We start from the raw sequence: 19,500 nt of genomic DNA on the forward strand, positions 1-19,500 counted from the left end.
ATCGCACCGTTTTCTATGTGGATTCGGTTAACGAAAAACGCCGGGCCGCGCTTTCGCGCGACCCGGCGTCTGCCACTCTTCAGTAATTCAACGATTTATTGCTTCGCCACCTGTTGCACGGCAGCGGCGGCCGTCACCGGAGCGGATGCCGGCGCAACCGCACCCACCGCCGTGTCCGCCGCCTTCACATCACCCCAGCCGCCGCCCAACGCGCGAATCAGATTGACGGTCGCCACCGCCTGCGTGCCCGACAGATGGCTCGCCTGCAGTTGCGAAGTCAGCACCTGCCGCTCGCCGTCGATCACGTCCAGGTAGCTGACCGCCCCCTCCGTGTACTGCGTGCGCGACAGATGCGCCGCCCGTTGCGAGGCCTGAACCGCGTCGTTCTGCTCGCGCAACTGATCGTCGAGCAAACGCAAGTCGGACAGGTTGTCCTCCACTTCGCGGAACGCCACCAGCACCTGCTGACGATACTGCGCCACGTCCTCGTCATACTTCGAACGGGCTTGCGCGAGGTTCGCCTTGCGGCGGCCGCCGTCGAACAGAGGCAGCGTCAACGCCGTGCCGGCAATCGGTCCGAGAATGAACGCGCGGCTCGACCACTTGAACAGATCGCCGAGCGTTGCCGATTCGAAACCGGCTGCGCCCGTGATGTCGAGTTTCGGGAAGAACGCCGACTTCGCGAGACCGACACGCGCATTCGCCGCCTGCATCGCGCGCTCCGCCGCCGAAATATCCGGCCGGCGTTCCAGCAAATCCGAAGGCAAGCCCGGCGGCACACGCACCGTCACCGGAGCCAGCGGCGCTTCCGCGAACGAGAAATCCGCCGGCGGCTTGCCGAGCAGAATCGCGAGGCTATGTTCCGATGCCGCGCGCTGACGCGCCACGCCCACGGCATCCGCACGCGCGCTCGCCAGTTCGTTGCGGGCTCGCGATACATCCAGCTCGCCGATATCGCCTTCCTTGAAGCGCCGTTCGACCAGCTTCAGCGTGTCCTCACGCAACGCCACGGTACGACGGTACAGGTCCTGATCCGTATCGAGCTCGCGCAACTGGAAGTAGTTCTGCGCGACGTCTGCCTGCAAGGACAGTTGCACCGAACGGAACAGCGCTTCGCTTTGCTGCTCGTCCGAACGCGACGCGTTCACGTTCGAGCCGACCCGCCCGAACAGATCCGCTTCGTACGACGCGGTGGTTTGCGCGCGCCAGATCGTGGCGTTGGTACCGCCCACGCTGTCCGGCTGAAATTGCGACGCCGCCGACGCACGCTGGCGTGTCGGGCCGAAGCCCGCATCGAGCTTCGGGAACCAGTCCGACTTCGCCGCTTGCGTGACCGCACGCGCCTGCTGCACGCGCGCCGCGGCCGCCTTCAGGTCCTGATTCGCGGCGGACGCCTGCTCTTCGAGTGCATTGAGTTGCGGGTCGCCGAATATCGTCCACCATTCGCCGCGATGCGCGTCGTCGGCGGGCTGGGCCTGTTTCCAGGTGCCGTTGTCCTGCGCCGATACGCCCGACGCCCCCGAGGGCGCGGCAGCAGCCGACGCCGCGGGCGCTTCCTTGAACGCAGCCGGCGCATCCACTTCGGGCCGCTTATAAGTCGGCTCCAGGGAGCAGGCGGCGAGCAACGCGACCAGCAAACCGCTGGCAGCCGCCCGGCCCCACCCGCTCAAAGATTCATAGCGTTTCATTATTGTTTTCTCCTCAAGCGTCCGTCACCGGCGCGCCATAGTGCGGCGAATCTTTCTGCGCGACGTGAATCGTTCCGCCCGCCAGCGTACGCAGCACCACATAAAACACAGGGGTCAGCATCAGACCGAACAGCGTGACACCAAGCATGCCGAAGAACACCGCGATACCCATCGCATGACGCATCTCCGAACCGGCTCCGCTCGACAGCACCAGCGGCACCACGCCCATGATGAATGCGATCGACGTCATCAGAATCGGCCGCAGACGCAGGCGGCTCGCCTCGATTGCCGCCGACAGCGGCGTATGCCCGTCATGCTCCAGTTCGCGAGCGAACTCGACGATCAGAATCGCGTTCTTCGCGGACAAGCCCACCAGCACCATCAAACCGATCTGCGTGAAGATGTTGTTGTCGCCGCCCGTGAGCCACACGCCGGTCAGCGCGGACAGCACGCTCATCGGCACGATCAGGATCACCGCGAGCGGCAGCGTCAGGCTTTCATACAGTGCGGCGAGCACGAGGAACACGAGCAGCACGCTGATCGGGAACACCCACAAGCCCGCATTGCCGGCCAGAATCTGCTGATACGTCAGGTCGGTCCACTCGAGCTTCACGCCATGCGGCAAGACTTCCGCCGCCACGCGCTCGGCCGCGGCTTGTGCCTGGCCCGACGAGAAGCCCGGCGCCGGTCCACCGTTGATGTCGGCAGCCGTATAGCCGTTGTAACGCACCACCATTTCCGGACCGAAGGTCGGCGTCACCGTCACCAGCGACGACAACGGCACCATGTCGCCAGCGGCATTGCGCGTCTTCAGTTGCAGGATGTCGTCGGCACGCTGACGGAACGGTGCGTCCGCCTGCACCCGCACCTGATACACGCGGCCAAAGCGGTTGAAGTCGTTCACATACAGCGACCCGAGATAGATCTGCATCGTGTTGAACACGTCCGTAACCGGCACGCCGAGCTGCTTGGCCTTCACACGGTCGAGATCCACATTCAGTTGCGGCACGTTGATCTGATAGCTCGAGAAGGTCGGGCCGAGTTCAGGTGTCTGCGCGGCCTTCTTCACGAATGCTTCCGCGGCCTTGTTCAACTCCGCGTAACCGAGCGCGCCGTGATCCTCCAACTGCATCTTGAAGCCGCCGAGCGTGCCGAGACCGAGCACGGGTGGCGGCGGGAACACCGCGACGAACGAATCCTTGATCGCACCGTATTGCTGATTCAGCGCACCGGCAATCGCGCCGGCCGAGAGCTTCTTGTTGCCACGATCCTTGAAAGGCTTGAGCGTGACGAACACGATGCCCGCGCTGGAGCTATTCGTGAAGCCATTCACCGACAGACCCGGGAACGCCACCGCGCTCTCCACGCCCGGCTGCTTCAGCGCGATCGAACTCATGTCGCGAATCACTTTTTCCGTGCGATCCAGCGACGCGCCGTTCGGCAATTGCGCGAAGGCAATCAGGTACTCCTTGTCCTGCGCCGGCACGAAGCCACCCGGCACCACGCGCGAGATCAGCACGGTCGCGCCCAGCAGGATCGCGTAGACCGCAAGCATCGCGCCCTTACGACGCAGCACGCCGGTCACGCCGCGGCCATACGCCGTCGAACCGCGATGAAAGACCTTGTTGAAGCGCTTGAAGAAACCGCCCAGCAGGCGATTCATCACGCGCGTCAGGAAGTCTTCCTTCGCGCCGTGGCTGCGCAACAGCATCGCGGACAGTGCCGGCGACAAGGTCAGCGAGTTGAACGCCGAGATCACCGTCGAGATCGCGATGGTCATCGCAAACTGCTTGTAGAACTGACCCGTCAAGCCGGTCATGAACGCGAGCGGCACGAACACGGCGACGAGCGTCAGCGCAATCGCGATAATCGGCCCGCTCACTTCCTGCATCGCCTTATACGTGGCATCACGCGCACTGAGCCCGTTTTCGATGTTCCGCTCGACGTTCTCCACCACCACGATCGCATCGTCCACCACGATCCCGATGGCGAGCACCATCCCGAACAATGACAACGCGTTGATCGAGAAGCCGAACGCGAGCAGCAACGAGAACGTCCCGACAATCGACACCGGCACCGCGATCAACGGAATGATCGAAGCGCGCCACGTCTGCAGGAACACGATCACCACGATCACCACCAGCGCGATCGCTTCGAGCAGCGTATGCACAACCGCCTCGATACTCGAGCGCACGAACTGCGTCGGGTCGTAGACGATCTTGTATTCGACGCCCGCGGGCATGTCTTCCGCGAGTTCCTTCATCGCGGTACGCACCTGATCGGAAATCGCGAGCGAGTTCGCGCCCGGTGCCTGGTTGATGGCGAGCGCCACCGCCGGCTTGTTATCGAGCAGCGAACGAAGGCCGTATTCCGAAGCCGCGAGTTCGATCCGCGCAATATCTTTCAGGTAGGTCACGCCACCGTCCGGCGTGGTCTTGACGATGATGTCGCCGAATTCGCCCTCAGTCTTGAGACGGCCACGCGCGTTCACCGACAACTGCAATTGCGTGCCCGGCACCGAAGGCGATGCGCCGATCACACCGGCCGCCACCTGAATATTCTGCTCACGGATCGCATTGACCACCTCGGTCGCCGTCAAGCCGCGTTGCGACACTTTCTGCGGATCGAGCCAGACGCGCATCGCGTAGTCACCCGAACCCCACAACTGCACTTCGCCGACGCCCTGGATCCGCGCGAGCCGGTCCTTGACGTTCAACAGCGCGTAGTTGCGCAGATACGTCATGTCGTAGCGATTGTTCGGCGAGATCAAATGCACCACCATGGTCAGCGTGGGCGAGCTTTTGATCGTCGTGATGCCGAGGCGCTGCACATCTTCCGGCAAGCGCGGCAGCGCCTGATTCACGCGGTTCTGCACGAGTTGCGTCGCGAGGTCAGGATTGGTGCCGAGCTTGAAGGTCACCGTAAGCGTGAGATTGCCGTCGCTATTTGCTTGCGACTGCATGTACAGCATGTTCTCGACGCCGTTGATCTGCTCTTCGAGCGGCGCCGCGACCGCTTCGGCGATCACCTTCGGGTTCGCGCCCGGATATTGCGCGTGGACTACCACCGACGGCGGCACCACTTCCGGGTACTCCGAAATCGGCAGCTTGAAGAGCGCAATGATGCCGCCCAGCAGGATCAATACCGACAACACGCCAGCAAAGATCGGCCGATCGATGAAGAATTTGGATATGTTCATGGGAAGCTCTTAACGTTGGAGCGTGCGCCGCGCAGTCAGGCCACGGCGCGCGAGGCTCACGAATTCTTGTCCGCTTTGGTGCGCGTTTGCGTTTGGGCCTGCGACTGCGATTGCGCTTGTGCGGGCGTCTGCTTTTCTGCAAGCGGCGCGCTGTTCGGATCGCCATCCGTTGTCATCGGCACCATGTGCGCGCGCACTGCATCACCGGGACGCACACGCTGGATGCCGTTCACGACAATGCGGTCAGTCGCCTTCAGACCGCCCTTCACCACGCGCAGATTGCCCTGCATGCCGCCCACGTCGATCGTGCGATACACGACGTGATTGCCTTGATCGACCACCAGCACGAATTTCTTGTCCTGGTCGGTGCCGACCGCGGCGTCGTCGATCAACAGCGCCGGATGCGGCTCGCTGCCGCCGACCTTCACTCGCGCATACAAACCGGGAATCAACGCACCATCCTGGTTATCGAAACGCGCGCGCACGCGAATCGTGCCCGACGACGTGTCGAGGCGGTTGTCCACCGATTCGATCACGCCGCTGCGCGAGTAACCGCTTTCGTCCGCGAGACCGAGTTCCACCGGCACCTTGCTGCCGTCTTTCGCCCGGCTCAGGTATTGCAGATAGGTTTGTTCGTCCGCGTCGAACGATGCGTAGATCGGCGACACCGACACCAGCGTGGTCAGCGGCGCAGCACTCGCACCGGCCGAGATCACGTTGCCCACAGTGATTTCCGCACGCGACACACGGCCCGACACCGGCGCGACAATCCTGGTGTAGCCGAGATTGATGCGGGCGGTTTCGACGGCGGCTTGCGCGGCCTTCAGGTTGGCGCTCGCCTCACGCGCGGCGTTCTGCTTCTCGTCGTAGTCACGCTTGGCGATCGCGTTGTCGGTGATCAGACGTTGCGCGCGCTCCCAATCGCTTTGCGTGTAGCCCGTGCGCGCCTGCGCCGCGGCCAGTTGCGCTTCCGCGCGATCCAGTTCGGCCGCATACGGACGCGGGTCGATCACGAACAGCGTGTCGCCCTTCTTCACGAGCGCGCCGTCCTTGAAGTTGACGGACACGATGGTGCCCGGCACTTGCGAACGCACGTCCACTTTCTCGACGGCTTCGAGACGGCCCGAGTAGCTCTGCCAATCGGTGATCGTTTTTTGCACCACCGTGGCCACATCGACTTCCGGCACGATGGTTGGCGCGGCGGGCGAGCTCGCGTCCACGCGGATCGCGCCGAACGTGCCCAGCCCGGCCACGACGATGACAGCAAGTGCGGCAATCGCCACGCGGCGACGGGAAAGAGGAAGGATAGTCATGTGAAGCTCCCGAGATCGTTGATTAAAGTTCTGCTTATTTCTGTTTCAGCGATGGGCGCGCGCATCGAAGCGCCACTGAAAAAATCGCACCGCTTCCTGCAAGGCGGGCGGATGATCGGCCAGCGCGGCATGCGACACACTCGGATAGCGGACCACCTGGGTCAGCACACCGGCGTCGATCAGACTGCTGGCGTATTTCTCCGCCTCGACATGCAGCACGTCGTTTTGCGCCGTCGCGATCAGCGTGGCCGGCAGGCCCGCGAGACGCGACGATTCGAGCGGCGCGGCGTACGGATGCATACGCTGCGACGCTTGCGGCAGATACGCGCGATAACACGCCGCGCACTCTTTTGCCGTGATGTCCGAGCCGAGGCGCTTTTCGTCGCCCAGGCGCGTGAGGCTCGGATCGAGCATGGGCCCGAACAGCGCCTGGGCGGAAATGCGCACGTCACCGCGATCCCGCGCGATGAAAGCGAGGCAATTGGCCAACTGGCCGCCAGCGTCGTGGCCGGCCACGCCAACCTTCTTGCTATTCCCGCCAAACGCGCGCGCCCGGGTCTGCACCCACAGCGCCGCGCGATGCGCGTCTTCAGGCGCAGCCGGAAACGGAAACTGCGGCGCCAGCGAGTACCCGACCGATACGACCAGAGCCGGTAAGTGTTCTGCGAAATAACGCGAGGCGTAGTCGGCCTGCTCGATCGAGCCCTTCGTAAATCCACCACCGTGGAAATAAAGCAGTACCGGCAGTGCGGTTTTCTTTTCCTGTCTATACAGACGCAACGTAATGTCCTGCGCGTGCCCTTCGATCTGCACGTCAGTGACTTCGAGTGCCGTGCTGTCGGCCTCTGCCGGGCTGCTGCCGGCGGGCACAAAGGAGTACGGCGGTTTAAATGCTTCCATGTCGAGCCGCGCAATGCGCATAGAACTTCAATGGTGCGAATTGTGGGTTCGGCAGACTCGTAAATAAATGCCTATAATCCGGCAACACAATTCGGCGCCCCTGAACAATCGAAAGCGATTGTCCGCGGATTCGTGGTGGAGTCCTTTTCTGCTCAGCGCGCCAGCCCCTATTGGAGGTCTGCAATGGACCGGCTTCAGGCCATGCAAGTGTTCACTCGTGTTGTCGACACCAACAGCTTTACCCGTGCAGCGGAAACGCTCGACTTGCCGCGCGCATCGGTTACCACGATTATTCAGAACCTCGAAGCGTTCCTCGGCACGCGTCTGATGCATCGGACCACGCGCCGTTTGTCGCTCACGCCGGACGGCGCGGCGTACTACGAACGCTGCGTGCGCATCCTCGCGGACGTCGAAGAGACCGAGGCCAGTTTTCAAAGCGGCAATAAAAAGCCGCACGGCAAGCTGCGCATCGATATGCCGGGGTCGATCGGCCGCTTGCTGGTGATTCCTTCGCTGTGTGAATTCCACACGCGCTATCCGGACATCGACCTGCAACTCGGCCTGACGGACCGACCGGTTGACCTGTTGCAGGAAGGCGTGGATTGCGTGGTGCGGGTCGGCGCGCTACAGGATTCCTCGCTGGTGGCGCGTCGAATCGGTCTGTTTGAGGGCGTGACCTGCGCGGCCCCCGACTACATCGAGCGCGCGGGCATGCCGAAATCGCTCGAAGACCTGGAGAATCACAAAGCAGTCAATTACTTTTCGAGCCGCACGGGTCGCACGCTCGATTGGGCCTTCATGGTTGATGGCAAAGAAGTTGAAGTGAAAATGAAGAGCATCGTCTCGGTGAACGACGCGGACGCCTACGTGACCTGCGGGTTGGAAGGCTTCGGCCTGATTCAGCCTGCGCTCTTCATGGTGCTGCCGCATCTGCGGTCGGGTCAACTGGTCGAAGTGCTGCCGGAACTGAAGCCCTTGCCGATGCCAATTTCGGCAGTCTATCCGCACAGCCGGCATCTGTCGCCTAAAGTCCGCGTTTTCGTAGACTGGATTGCGGAGCTGTTCGACCGTTGTCCGTTATTGAGCGGGCGTGGCAGTCTGGACGCAACGTGCACTAAGCGCACTTTTGAAGAACGCGAGTCTGCTCCAATGCTCGATACGCCCGTGATAACTGAATGGGTCGCATAAGACGTGTGAATTGAAGTACAGAATCTGGAACAGTGAATTCCAACCGCGGCTCTAATGCCGCGGTTTTCTTTTGCGGCAACGCCGGCAAGGCGTTTCACTCAGCATTGAAACGATTGTTCTGGAATCGCGACAATTCATTTCGCGAAAGTGCGGTTTATCCGCACTGCCTCGAAGTCTACATTTCACCCTGTCGCAGCGCCGCTCGTGCTGCAAACGAATCGACAGGAGTGAATCATGAAACGCAATCTCTTAGCAGGTCTGGCTCTTTCGCTGATCGTGAGCGCTCCGGCGTTTGCACAAGGCGGTGGCGGAATTGGCCGTGCAGGTACATACGAAACGCAACCCACGCCGAGCACTACTGCGAAATCGCGCGAAGAAGTAAAGGCCGAACTCGTCGCGGCCTATCGCGACGGCTCGCTGCCCTCGCTCAATCGCACAACGTACCCGAATAAAGGCCTGATCGGTCAAACCCAGGCGGCCCGTATCGCGCTGCAGGAAGGCACGGGCGGCGACGTTACGCGTGTGGCTAACGGACAGTAAAACCAGCTTGCCGCAATGATTCGGTTTCCAAAAGAAATAGTCATTGCGACGCCATTTATGCACTCTTCAAAAAGGAGCTCATCATGACACCCTCGGAACTCGACAATTGGGACACCGACACCCCTGTGTGGACGCCGTATCGCGCGCCGCAACACTAAATGCCGAAAGTAGCAGCGAGTGCCCGCGGACCTGGTCCGCGGGCACAGTCACATTTGCAGAGACCTAGCGCCTCGGCACGCCGTCACGCCACTCGCCCCAATGCGTGGAGATATCCTGCACGAGCGGATTGCCCGAGAGGAACAGGTTCTGGATAGCGATCGTAAAGCCGCCTTGCGCGGCATAGTTCAGCAGGTTGTCCGCACTCGTCTGCCCGTCGTAGGGCCGGTCGAAATCGGAGCCCGCGCGCAGCACGGCAACACGATTCAAATCCACCTTGTGTACCGAAGCCGCGCGCTTAAGCGCTTCGTAGGTAGCGTTGTCCTCTTGCTGCGTCGTGCAGTAGACGCCTTTTTCATCGGTCAGGATTTTGGTCCAGTCGCGGGCTCGCTGCCCAAGCAGTGTGCCTGACCACCACGTATCGCCCGCGAGCGTATCGCATTGAATAACAGTCGGCGGAAGATTCGCCGGCGCATACGAATACTTGGCCCGCGCGGCCTGAGCCTGCGCGTTATCGGACAGCGTCACGTGGCGAGACAATGCGAACGCCGTATTCGCGAGCCGCGTGTTCAACTGGAACACTTCAGTGCGGTAGTCGAGCGGCGGCTTATCCGACGGACTCTTCGTGTTGATGCCGAGGTAGCCGGTATTCCAGTTGGGCGGAATCTCGCGCCCGTCGATCTCCCATTGAATCCCGAAGTCGACCAGATATTTCGCCCATGCGGCGGAACCCACCGTGCCCTGCTGCGGATCGATCCCGGCAATGCCGGCCACCATGAAGTACGTACGCCGCAAATCGAAACGCGGCGAGAACGTCAGCGCCATGATCGACGCAGCGGCGTTGGTGTGTCCCATGCCGGTGGTCATCACGCACACGTCCTGCCGGTTGCAATGGACGGTCGGGTAATCGGGCGACAAGCCGTCCACCGTAATCTCGCGCCACGGGCCGAGGTTGTCGAGCCACACCTGCCCCTCCGGCCCGAACATCGAAATGATCATCACCTTGACGGGCTGTCCGTGCGAGCCGCCGTCGCCGCGCGAGAAGCCGTCGTTGTCGTCCGCGCTGGCCGGCCCGGACGATAGGGCCGCGCATGCCGCGAGGGTAATGGCGCAGACGGCGCCGAGTGAGCGAGTCAGCATCGTGATCTTCCTTTTGCTTGTGATGCAGGTTGGGAAAGAGTGCTGCTTTCAGGCCGAAAGAAGTATAGATGCGAAGAAATTATTTTCCACTACGGGATGCACCATCGGTCCGCGCTTCCAGCGCACTGTACGGAGAGGCGTACGAGCCGGTGCAGTACGCGTTCTTCGGCGTTTTCTTATAATCGATAGTCCGCAGCGCACCGGCTTTGTGCACTTCATAACAGGAGCACCTCGATGGACTATGTGAAACTGGGCCGCACTGGCCTCGATGTATCGCGTCTTTGTCTCGGCTGCATGAGCTACGGCGTGCCGTCTCGCGGCACGCATCCGTGGTCGCTGGACGACGAAGCCGCGCGCCCCTTCATCAAGCAGGCGCTCGACTACGGCATCAATTTTTTCGACACTGCGAACGTGTATTCCGACGGCACGAGCGAGGAAATCGTCGGCCGCGCGCTCAAGGACTTTGCGAAGCGCGACGAGATCGTGCTGGCCACCAAAGTGAATAGCCGCATGCATCCGGGCCCGAACGGCGCCGGCCTGTCGCGCAAGGCGATCATGTCGGAGATCGACCACAGCCTGCGGCGCCTCGGCACGGACTATGTGGACCTGTATCAGATCCACCGCTGGGACTACGGCACGCCGATCGAGGAAACCATGGAAGCGTTGCACGACGTCGTGAAGGCCGGCAAGGCGCGCTACATCGGCGCATCGTCCATGTATGCGTGGCAGTTCGCCAAGGCGTTGCATGTGGCTGAGAAGAACGGCTGGACGCGCTTCGTGACAATGCAGAACTACGTCAATCTTCTGTACCGCGAGGAAGAGCGCGAAATGCTGCCGCTGTGCGAAAGCGAAGGTATCGCCGTGATCCCGTGGAGCCCGCTCGCGCGCGGCCGCCTGACGCGCGACTGGAGCACCGAAAGCGCGCGCTCCGAGACCGACGAATTCGGCCGCACGCTGTACGCGCAGACGGAAGACGCCGATCGTCGGATTGTCGAACGGGTCAGCCAGATCGCCAGCGAGCGCGGCGTGCCGCGTGCGCAGGTCGCGCTCGCGTGGGTGTTGCAGAAGAAGCCGATCACCGCGCCGATCGTCGGCGCGACCAAGCTGCATCATCTCGACGATGCGGTGGCCGCGCTTTCGCTCAACTTGAGCGTGGAGGAAATCCGCCGGCTCGAAGAGTTGTATGTGCCGCATGCGGTGACGGGCTTCGAGTAAGCCGTAGACGTGCCGCTCAAACGCGCGGCACTTCCGGTTCGAAGAACACCCAGCGGACTTGCGGGAACGTGGCCTGCAAGTCCGCTTCGATCACGTTGATCGCATCGACCATGGCGCGGCCGCTCGCGTAGTCGATCATTTCCGCCTGCACGGCCACTACCACATGACGCCCCCACTGCAGCGTAATCATATTGATGATGCTGCGAATCTCGGTGCGCCCGCGCAGATGCGCCTCGATCGCGCGCCGCACTTCGGGGCTCGCCGATTCGCCGACGATCATCGACTTCACTTCACGCGCCACCAGCCACGCGATCACCATGAGCAATACGCCGACGCCGATGGACCCCAGCGCGTCGTAGACAGGATTGCCGGTCATCATGGTGAGCAGCACGGCCGCGAAGGCTATCGCCAGGCCCGCCAGCGCGGCGATATCCTCGCCCGCTACCACCAGCAGCTCGGACTCGCGGGTCTCCCGAAACCAGCGCCACATGCTTTTGTCGGGATGCGTCTTGCGGATTTCCTTGACGGCGCCCCACAAGGACAGCGCCTCCAACACCACGGACACGCCGAGCACCGCCAGCGCCACATACGCATACTGCAACGGCTCGCGCACGAACAGACGATGCACGCCCTCATACACCGAGAACGCGCCGCCGACAAAGAACAGCAGAAGCGCGACCAGCAGCGAGTAGAAGTTGATCTCGCGCCCGCTGCCCATGGGATGCAGCGGGCTCGCCGGCTTGCGCGCTTCGCGCAGACCGAACAGTAGCAGCAATTGATTGCCGCAGTCGGCGGTGGAGTGGATGGCCTCGGCGAACATCGAACCAGAACCGGTGAACGCGGCGGCGGCGAACTTGCAGATGGCAATGCCGAGGTTGGCGGCGAGCGCGTAGAAAATGGCTTTCGGCGATTCTTCTTTCATCGTCGTGGAAGGCGTCCGTGAGTTTGCAAAGAGCTTTCGATGGGCAACAGCCCGTATTATGGGCATGCCGGGCGGCATGCGTCCAACCCGGGTGTTGTTTGCAACGTGCTCCGCTTGCGCTCTACCTCGTTCGCCTTCCTTCGCCTCAAGCCTCGTTACGCTCTTTCGAGCGCCGCCATTTCTCGCACGATCACCAGCAGCATCGACAGGCTCGCACCGCCGGTGGCCCGAAGGTCAGCCAGCAGGCGCTCGTAGCGTTCCAGTTGCGCGGTGCGCTTCTCACGCCATGCCTCGACCAGCGCCTCGGGCGTGGAGGCTTCATCGGCGCCGGCCAATGCGCTCGTCGTCAACGCGCGTTTGAGACGCGCGATGTCGGCCACCGCCGTGGCGCGCGCCAGCATGTCCCAATGCGTGGGCGCCGGCAACGCGGCCGCGCGCTCGCTGATCCAGCTGGAACTGAGCAGCGTGCCGAGCGCGAAATAGACGCCGGCCACCAGTTCGAGACTGCGTCCGCAGGTGGACGACACTTCGGCGATATCGAGCAACGCAGCCGAGATCTCGCCGCTCGCGATTCGCACCGCCAGCTCGCTATCCACGCCGGCGTCCGCGAATACGCGCTGCCGCTCGGAGAGCGCTTCGAGATCGGCGTTCGGCAACAGCGCGGGCCATTGCGGCGCGAGGCGTTGCGCCGCGTCGCGGCAACGCGCGAGCAGGCCGGCCACGTCGCGGTCGCTGACCGCGCCCGATTGCAATTGCCGCAGGAACCACAGCGCCGAGCGCTCGACCAGCCGCGCGACTTCGACGAACATGCGCGCCTGGATGTCGTCGGCGACGCGGTTGTCGAGCGCGTCGATACTGCGCCACACATCGTCGAGATTGAACACGTCGCGCGCCATGATGATGGCCCGCACAATGTCGCCTGGCTGTGCGTCGGTTTCTTCCATCAGCCTGTGCACGAACTCGCAACCCACGCGATTCACTAACGCGTTAGTCAGATGCGTCGCAAGAATCTCGCGGCGCAGCGGGTGGCGTTGCATCGGCTCGCTGAAGCGCTGCCGCAACGGTTTCGGAAAATACTCCACCAGCATGTCGCTGACGAGCGGATCTTCCGGCATGGACGATTCGAGCAGCGCGTCGTACAGCCACATCTTGCTGTAGGCGAGCAGCACGGCGCGCTCCGGCGTGGTGAGCCCTTGCCGCGCGGCCTGCCGTTCGGCGACTTCCTCGTCGGTCGGCAGAAACTCGATCACGCGATTGAGCCGCCCCGCGCGTTCGAGGTAGCGCATCAGGCGCGCTTCCGCATCGAGCAATTCGACGCCGTAGCGGCCCGCAATCGACAGCGCCTGCGTCTGGTAGTAATTGTCCTGCAGCACGAGCAAACCGACTTCGTCGGTCATGTCGGCGAGCAGCGCGTTGCGTTGCTTCTCCGTCATCTCGCCGTCGGAGACGACCAGGCCCAGCAGAATCTTGATGTTGACCTCATGGTCCGAGCAGTCCACGCCAGCGGAGTTGTCGATCGCATCGGTATTGATGCGGCCGCCGCGCTGTGCGAACTCGATGCGGCCGAGCTGCGTGAGCCCGAGATTGCCGCCTTCGGCCACGACCTTGCATCGCAGGTCGGAACCGTTGACACGGATCGCGTCGTTGGCACGGTCGCCGACTTGCAGATGCGTTTCGCGGCTCGCCTTCACGTACGTGCCGATGCCGCCGTTGTACAGCAGATCGACCGGCGCCTGCAGGATCGCGCGCATCAGTTCAGCGGGCGCGAGCGCCGCCGCGCTGATGCCGAGCACCGACTGCACCGCCGGCGAGAGCGGAATGGTCTTGGCGCTGCGTGGAAACACGCCGCCGCCGGCCGAGATCAGCGAAGGATCGTAGTCGGCCCAACTCGAACGGTCGAGAACGAATAGACGCCCGCGCTCGGCAAGACTGACCGCCGGATCGGGATTCGGGTCGAGAAAAATATGCCGATGATCGAACGCGGCCACGAGCTTGATATGCGGTGACAGCAGCATGCCGTTGCCGAACACATCGCCCGACATATCGCCCACGCCGACCACCGTGAAGTCCATGGTCTGCGTATCCACGCCCATTTCGCGGAAGTGCCGCTTCACCGACTCCCACGCGCCGCGCGCGGTGATGGCCATTTTCTTGTGGTCGTAACCGACCGAGCCGCCCGAGGCAAACGCATCGTCGAGCCAGAAGCCATATTCCTGTGAGATCGCGTTCGCGTAGTCGGAAAACGTGGCCGTGCCTTTGTCGGCCGCGACCACCAGATAGGGATCGTCGGGATCGTGGCGCACCACGTCGGGCGGCGGCACGATAGTCGTGCCGGCGAGATTGTCGGTCACGTCTAGCAGGCCGCGCAGGAAGGTCTGATAACACGCAATGCCTTCGCGCATCCACGCGTCGCGTTCGGTTTGCGGCGGCGGATTCTTCACGACGAAGCCGCCTTTCGAACCGACCGGCACGATCACCACGTTCTTCACCATCTGCGCCTTCATCAGGCCCAACACTTCCGTGCGGAAGTCCTCACGCCGGTCCGACCAGCGCAAACCGCCGCGCGCCACGCGGCCGCCACGCAAATGCACGCCTTCCACGCGCGGCGAGTACACCCAGATTTCGAACATCGGTTTCGGTTCGGGCAAGCCGGGCACTTGTGCGGGGTCGAACTTGAAGGAGAGATACGGCTTCGGTTTGCCGTCGGCGTCGAAGCGATAGAAGTTGGTCCGCTTGGTGGCTTTGATGACGCCGAGAAATTGCCGCAGTATGCGGTCTTCGTCGAGATTCGGCACCTGGTCGAGCGCGCTGTCGATCGTATGGAGCCAGCCGTCGACGCGCGCCTCGCGCGTCTCACCCAATACCGGGTTGAAGCGGGCCACGAACAGTTCGACCAGCATGCGCGCGATCGCCGGATTGCCGGTCACCGCGCGCTCGATATACGCGTCGCTGAAGGTCGAGCCGACCTGCCGCAGATACTTGGCGTACGCGCGCAGGATCGTCACCTCACGCGCATTCAATTGCGCGCGCAACACGAGGCGATTGAAGTCATCGCTTTCGATCGCGCCGGTCCAGACCTTTTCGAAGGCCTCTTCGAAGAGATCTTTGACGCGTTCAATGTCGAACTCGGCGTCGTCAGCGAGTTCGAGCCCGAAGTCGTGAATCCACGCGGGCGTCGCGCCAAGCGCCTCGATCAGATAGGGCCGCTCTTCATCGACACGCACGCCGAGATGTTCGAGCATCGGCAAGCTGCGCGACAAGGCGATCGGCAAACCCGCGCGATACACCTTGAAGCGAAACGCGCGCGGGCCCGATTCGATAGGGCGATACAGGTTCATCGCGAGCCGTTCGCTGCCTTGCACGCGTTCGATCAGTTCGATATCGCGCACCGCCGTGCGGGCAGGATAGTCGTCGCGATAGCCGGCGGGAAACGAATCGCTGTAGTGTTGCAGCAGACGGTTGCCCTGCTCTTCCCCGAAGGCGTCGAGCAATGCGTCGGCGAGATCGTCCTGCCAGCGGCGTGCCACCTGCACGAGCCGCGCTTCCAGTTCGCGCGTATCGACGTTGGGCATGCCGCCCGGCTTCGCGTGCACCACGAAGTGAATGCGCGCCAGCGTCGATTCCGACAATAACGGCGTGAACTCGACACTCTCGCCGTTGAATGCGTCGACCAGCAGATTGGCAATGCGTTGACGCAGATCGGTGTTGTACTTGTCGCGCGGCACGAACACAAGGCACGACACGAACCGGTCGAAACGGTCGCGCCGTATGAACAGCCGGGTGCGCTGATGCTCCTGCAAACGCAGCACGCCTAGCGCGATATCGTAGAGCTGATTCTCTTCGGCCTGAAAGAGTTCGTCGCGTGGATAGGTTTCGAGCACCGTGACCAGCGATTTCGCCAGATGACCTTTCGGCAGGAAACCGGCTCGTCTCACGATATTCGCGCATTTGCGCCGCACGATCGGAATCTCCGCGGCCGACACGAAATATGCCGTCGACGTATATAGGCCGATGAAGCGCCGCTCACCGGTCACCTTGCCGTCCGCGCCGGTCAGCTTGATGCCGACATAGTCGAGATAGCCCGGCCGGTGCACGGTGGCCCGTGAATTGGCCTTGGTCAGAAAGATCGGCGACGAACCTGAAATGATCTCAGCGGCGGCCGGCGGCAAGGGCGTGATCTCGGCGGCGCCGGCGGGCCGCAATGCATCGCGCAGAATGCCCAGACCCGAACCCGGCACCGCGCGCAGACCGTAGCCGATGTCGTGCTGCACCAGTTCGTAATCGCGCTGGCCGAGAAAGGTGAAATGATCGGCCACCATCCATTCGAGAAACGCGCGGGCTTCCAGACCTTCCGGTCCGCCCTCGCCGGCTTTCATGCCTTTGATCGTGACGCGCGCGAGTTCGACGATCTTCGGCCAGTCTTCGACGGCCGCCCGCACGTCGCGCAATACCTTGGCGATTTCGTCACGCAGCGCGTCGAGTTTTGCGGCGTCGCCGCAACGGTCCACTTCGAAGTGGATGAACGACGTCAACTGCGAACGCGTATCGGTCGCTTCTTCGGCGCCCTGGATCAAGCGCGCGATACTGCCGTCGGGCGCGCGCCAGATGCGAAACACCGGATGCACAACGGAATGCAGCGCAAGGCCCTGGCGGTTGACCGCCATCGAGACGGAATCGACCAGAAACGGCATGTCGTCATTGACGATCTCAATCACCGTGTGATCGGAGTGCCAGCCGTGCTGTTCGAGAATCGGGTTATAGACGCGCAGCCGTTCGGCGCCCGGCACAAAGCGTTGCGCCGTTTGCCAGTGCGCGAGTGCCGCGCCGTAGAGATCGGCAATCGAGCGGCTTTGCAGGTCGTCCGCATCGACGAAATCGTAGTAGTGCCGCAGAAAGGTCTCGACGACCTTGAAGGTTGGCTCGGGCAATCGCCCTCGTGCAAATTCGACGACATCGTTCAGCAAGTGCGTAACGGCTTCTTCGTTCTTTGCTTGCATGATCAACTCCCCCGGCTGGGCGGCATTGGCGGGTATGGCCTGATACTCGCTTGATTCGCATGCATCGTCTGAAGGGGAATTATGCACCTGACGACCGGCATGCGACGGACGACGGCACTTAGGTTATACCCGCTGCCGGTGAATGCATCGTTACGGCATGCCCGGCTATTTAAAGCACGGCCCGGGGAACCGCGTGCTCCTGCGCGAGCCATGCGCGAACCTGTTCGCTAGTCCACGCCGGATCGTCGTGCGGCAGGTCGTGGCCGGCCCACGGATGCTCGCAATGCAGGGCCCCCCACGCCGCCGCCAGCTTTGCCGAGCAGACAGGGTCGACCAGCTTGTCGACCCGCGAAGAGAGGATCAGCAACGGGCATTCCGGCCGCGCCGTGCCTGCGGTAAAACGCGCCGCGGCCCAAAGTTGCCGTAACGCATTGCCACGGCTCACGGGCGCGCTGCGGCGAATGCGGCTCCAGGTGTCGAGATCGTCACCCAGCGTCTGCACGTTATTGCACGTCAGCCGATGAATGCCGTGTTCCGCACGCGGCGCGTCGCGCCAGTGCGCGGCCACGCCCAGCAGGCCAGACCATGCGGAAGGACGCAAGCGCTCCTGCATCTGGCTGAACGGCCGCATGCTCGTATTGATCAGCACCAGCCGTTCGATCTCGTAGGGATGCCGTTGCGCCCAGTCCGTCGCCACCATGCCGCCGAGCGACATGGCCAGCACGCAATAGGGACCCGGCATGCCGCTTTGCAGAGCAGCATTGCGCACGAAGCCGACCATGTCGGCGACCGTCGACGGTGCGCGCAAATGCGTGAATTCGCCGTTGCCCGGCAGATCGAGCAGCAGCAGACGGCGAGGCGCGCCCGCCTGAGGGGCCGCTTCATTGAGCGCGCCATGCAGCAAGCCGGGCAAGCGACCCCAGTGGCGGATTTCACGCGTGAGGCCGCGCAGCAGGATCCACGTGCTCATACGCTTTCCGGGTTATACCAATGGTCGATCGCGCTTTGCAGCAATTGCTCGCGACGATTGCCTTGCGGCAGCCAGCGTTGCGACGAAAAGGCCGCGCGCGCCAGAAAGTCGAGCAGGTTCGCGTGACGCCGCAGCACGCGCGCCGTGCGATGCGCCTTCACCGGATTGAACATGCCCTGACGCGAAAACAACTGGCGCGGATTTTTCTTGATCCACAGCCAGGAGCCGAGTTCGAGGGTCATGGGCAGAAAGACGTTGGGCGCGGGCGCGCGGTCGTAAGCGAAGTCCCACAGATCGCCGTGCAACAGATATTGATGGCTCTGCGGCTCGAACGCGTAGCCATGATGGGGATGCGCGCGTTCGAACATGGTTTTCAGCACGTACATTTCCGGCAGATGCGGCATCACTTTGCGGGTGCGTGCGTACGGAAACCAGATGCTGTCGCTCCAGCCGTAGCCGGAGTGGCAATCGAGCGCGATGCTCAACGGCCGCGTGGCCAGCTCGGTTTCGACCACCCGCAGCAACGCCGAGGCCTCGGGCTCCATTGGCTCGCCCTCACGGCCGCGATACCACGGCAGCCAGGCGCCCACGCGCTGGCCGCCCGCCAGCAGCGGCACGCGTTCGTCGGCGTTCTGCGGCGCGTTGCGCATCAGGTCGACGCCGTTCGGGTTGGCGCGCGTGGCCGCCCACATGCCGCCCGGATTGACGATCGGCATAAAGATCAGACGAATCGACTGCAATTGGCGCACCAGCAGTTCGTCCCATTCGAGCCGCGCAAGCAGCGCGCGCATGTAGTCGAGCACGAGTTGCGAGCCGATCCGCTCAAGCCCGTGAATGCCGCCGAAAAAGCCGATTGCCGGCGCTTGCGGGTCGGTGGAGCCGATGCTCGCGGTCTGCACGGCGAAGTGCCGGCCGCGCACCGTCGTCTCGCAGACGGTGCGGATTGCGAAGCTCGCACTGCCCTGCTCGAGGATCGTCCTGAGATCTTCGTACTCCGCAAAACTGTCGGGAAGGAAGCTCAGAGGCTGCATGACGATGTCGCAAGCAATTGCAAGGTTAATGGGGACGGCACACCGATTGACGCAATATAGCCTGGCCGGCGACGCTCATGCTGAAGCGGCGCCGGTCCACGCAAATCCTGTCACATGCATGTCATTTTCCATTCGAACGATTGACTCCAATCTGCCTTGCCGGCGACGCAAAAAAGACACGGATAGATATAGTCGTCTAGACGTTGCGATGCCTTCACTCAACCGTCACAGACGCTTCCTA

At 62.8% G+C, this 19,500-nt stretch carries 12 protein-coding genes; 3 read left to right on the top strand and 9 right to left on the bottom strand.

The window, feature by feature from the left end; genetic code table 11:
• Positions 1–95: 95 nt before the first annotated feature.
• Genes B0G82_RS22400 through B0G82_RS22415 form a run of 4 tightly spaced genes read right to left on the bottom strand, consistent with a single transcriptional unit; the run spans position 96 to position 7,100 of the window.
• Positions 96–1,688, bottom strand: coding sequence for an efflux transporter outer membrane subunit (locus B0G82_RS22400; protein WP_121309081.1), 1,593 nt, complete (start codon positions 1,686–1,688; stop codon positions 96–98).
• Between the two features lie 13 nt (positions 1,689–1,701).
• The gene (locus B0G82_RS22405) at positions 1,702–4,887 is read right to left on the bottom strand and encodes an efflux RND transporter permease subunit (RefSeq protein ID WP_121309082.1); all 3,186 of its coding nucleotides are present in this window, start codon (positions 4,885–4,887) and stop codon (positions 1,702–1,704) included.
• A 56-nt stretch (positions 4,888–4,943) separates the two neighbouring features.
• Positions 4,944–6,200 carry an efflux RND transporter periplasmic adaptor subunit gene (locus tag B0G82_RS22410; RefSeq protein ID WP_106277213.1) on the bottom strand — a complete coding sequence of 419 codons (1,257 nt, stop codon included), beginning with the start codon at positions 6,198–6,200 and terminating at the stop codon, positions 4,944–4,946.
• Positions 6,201–6,245: 45 nt separating this feature from the next.
• A complete protein-coding gene (locus B0G82_RS22415) occupies positions 6,246–7,100 on the bottom strand; it encodes an alpha/beta hydrolase (RefSeq protein ID WP_121310779.1) in 855 nt (284 codons plus the stop codon).
• 183 nt (positions 7,101–7,283) lie between these two features.
• Here B0G82_RS22415 and B0G82_RS22420 point away from each other — a divergent pair, with 183 nt between their 5' ends.
• Both B0G82_RS22420 and B0G82_RS22425 read left to right on the top strand, forming a co-directional pair.
• The gene (locus B0G82_RS22420; protein ID WP_116145689.1) at positions 7,284–8,288 is read left to right on the top strand and encodes a LysR family transcriptional regulator; all 1,005 of its coding nucleotides are present in this window, start codon (positions 7,284–7,286) and stop codon (positions 8,286–8,288) included.
• A 234-nt stretch (positions 8,289–8,522) separates the two neighbouring features.
• Positions 8,523–8,828 (top strand): DUF4148 domain-containing protein, encoded by a 306-nt coding sequence (locus B0G82_RS22425; protein WP_116145690.1) that lies wholly within the window; start codon positions 8,523–8,525, stop codon positions 8,826–8,828.
• Positions 8,829–9,050: 222 nt separating this feature from the next.
• Here B0G82_RS22425 and B0G82_RS22430 read toward each other — a convergent pair whose 3' ends face one another.
• On the bottom strand, positions 9,051–10,124 hold the full coding sequence (locus tag B0G82_RS22430; RefSeq protein ID WP_116145692.1) for a purine nucleoside permease: 1,074 nt from the start codon (positions 10,122–10,124) through the stop codon (positions 9,051–9,053).
• A 234-nt stretch (positions 10,125–10,358) separates the two neighbouring features.
• On the opposite strand from B0G82_RS22430, the gene B0G82_RS22435 reads away from it, so the two are divergent.
• Positions 10,359–11,339, top strand: a complete 981-nt coding sequence (locus B0G82_RS22435) for an aldo/keto reductase (protein ID WP_121309083.1) — start codon at positions 10,359–10,361, stop codon at positions 11,337–11,339.
• A gap of 16 nt (positions 11,340–11,355) precedes the next feature.
• On the opposite strand, the gene B0G82_RS22440 is transcribed toward B0G82_RS22435, so the two are convergent.
• The 4 genes from B0G82_RS22440 to B0G82_RS22455 all read right to left on the bottom strand — a co-directional run bounded on the left by B0G82_RS22440 (position 11,356) and on the right by B0G82_RS22455 (position 19,259).
• A complete protein-coding gene (locus B0G82_RS22440; protein ID WP_121309084.1) occupies positions 11,356–12,261 on the bottom strand; it encodes a cation diffusion facilitator family transporter in 906 nt (301 codons plus the stop codon).
• A 155-nt stretch (positions 12,262–12,416) separates the two neighbouring features.
• The gene (locus B0G82_RS22445; RefSeq protein ID WP_121309085.1) at positions 12,417–17,258 is read right to left on the bottom strand and encodes an NAD-glutamate dehydrogenase; all 4,842 of its coding nucleotides are present in this window, start codon (positions 17,256–17,258) and stop codon (positions 12,417–12,419) included.
• A 169-nt stretch (positions 17,259–17,427) separates the two neighbouring features.
• Positions 17,428–18,228, bottom strand: coding sequence for an alpha/beta hydrolase (locus B0G82_RS22450; protein WP_116145700.1), 801 nt, complete (start codon positions 18,226–18,228; stop codon positions 17,428–17,430).
• Positions 18,225–19,259 (bottom strand): M14 family zinc carboxypeptidase, encoded by a 1,035-nt coding sequence (locus B0G82_RS22455; RefSeq protein ID WP_106277200.1) that lies wholly within the window; start codon positions 19,257–19,259, stop codon positions 18,225–18,227. The genes B0G82_RS22450 and B0G82_RS22455 overlap by 4 nt, the downstream gene beginning before the upstream one ends.
• Positions 19,260–19,500 lie beyond the last annotated feature (241 nt).

Source organism: Paraburkholderia sp. BL17N1 (assembly GCF_003634175.1).
Lineage (GTDB): Bacteria > Pseudomonadota > Gammaproteobacteria > Burkholderiales > Burkholderiaceae > Paraburkholderia.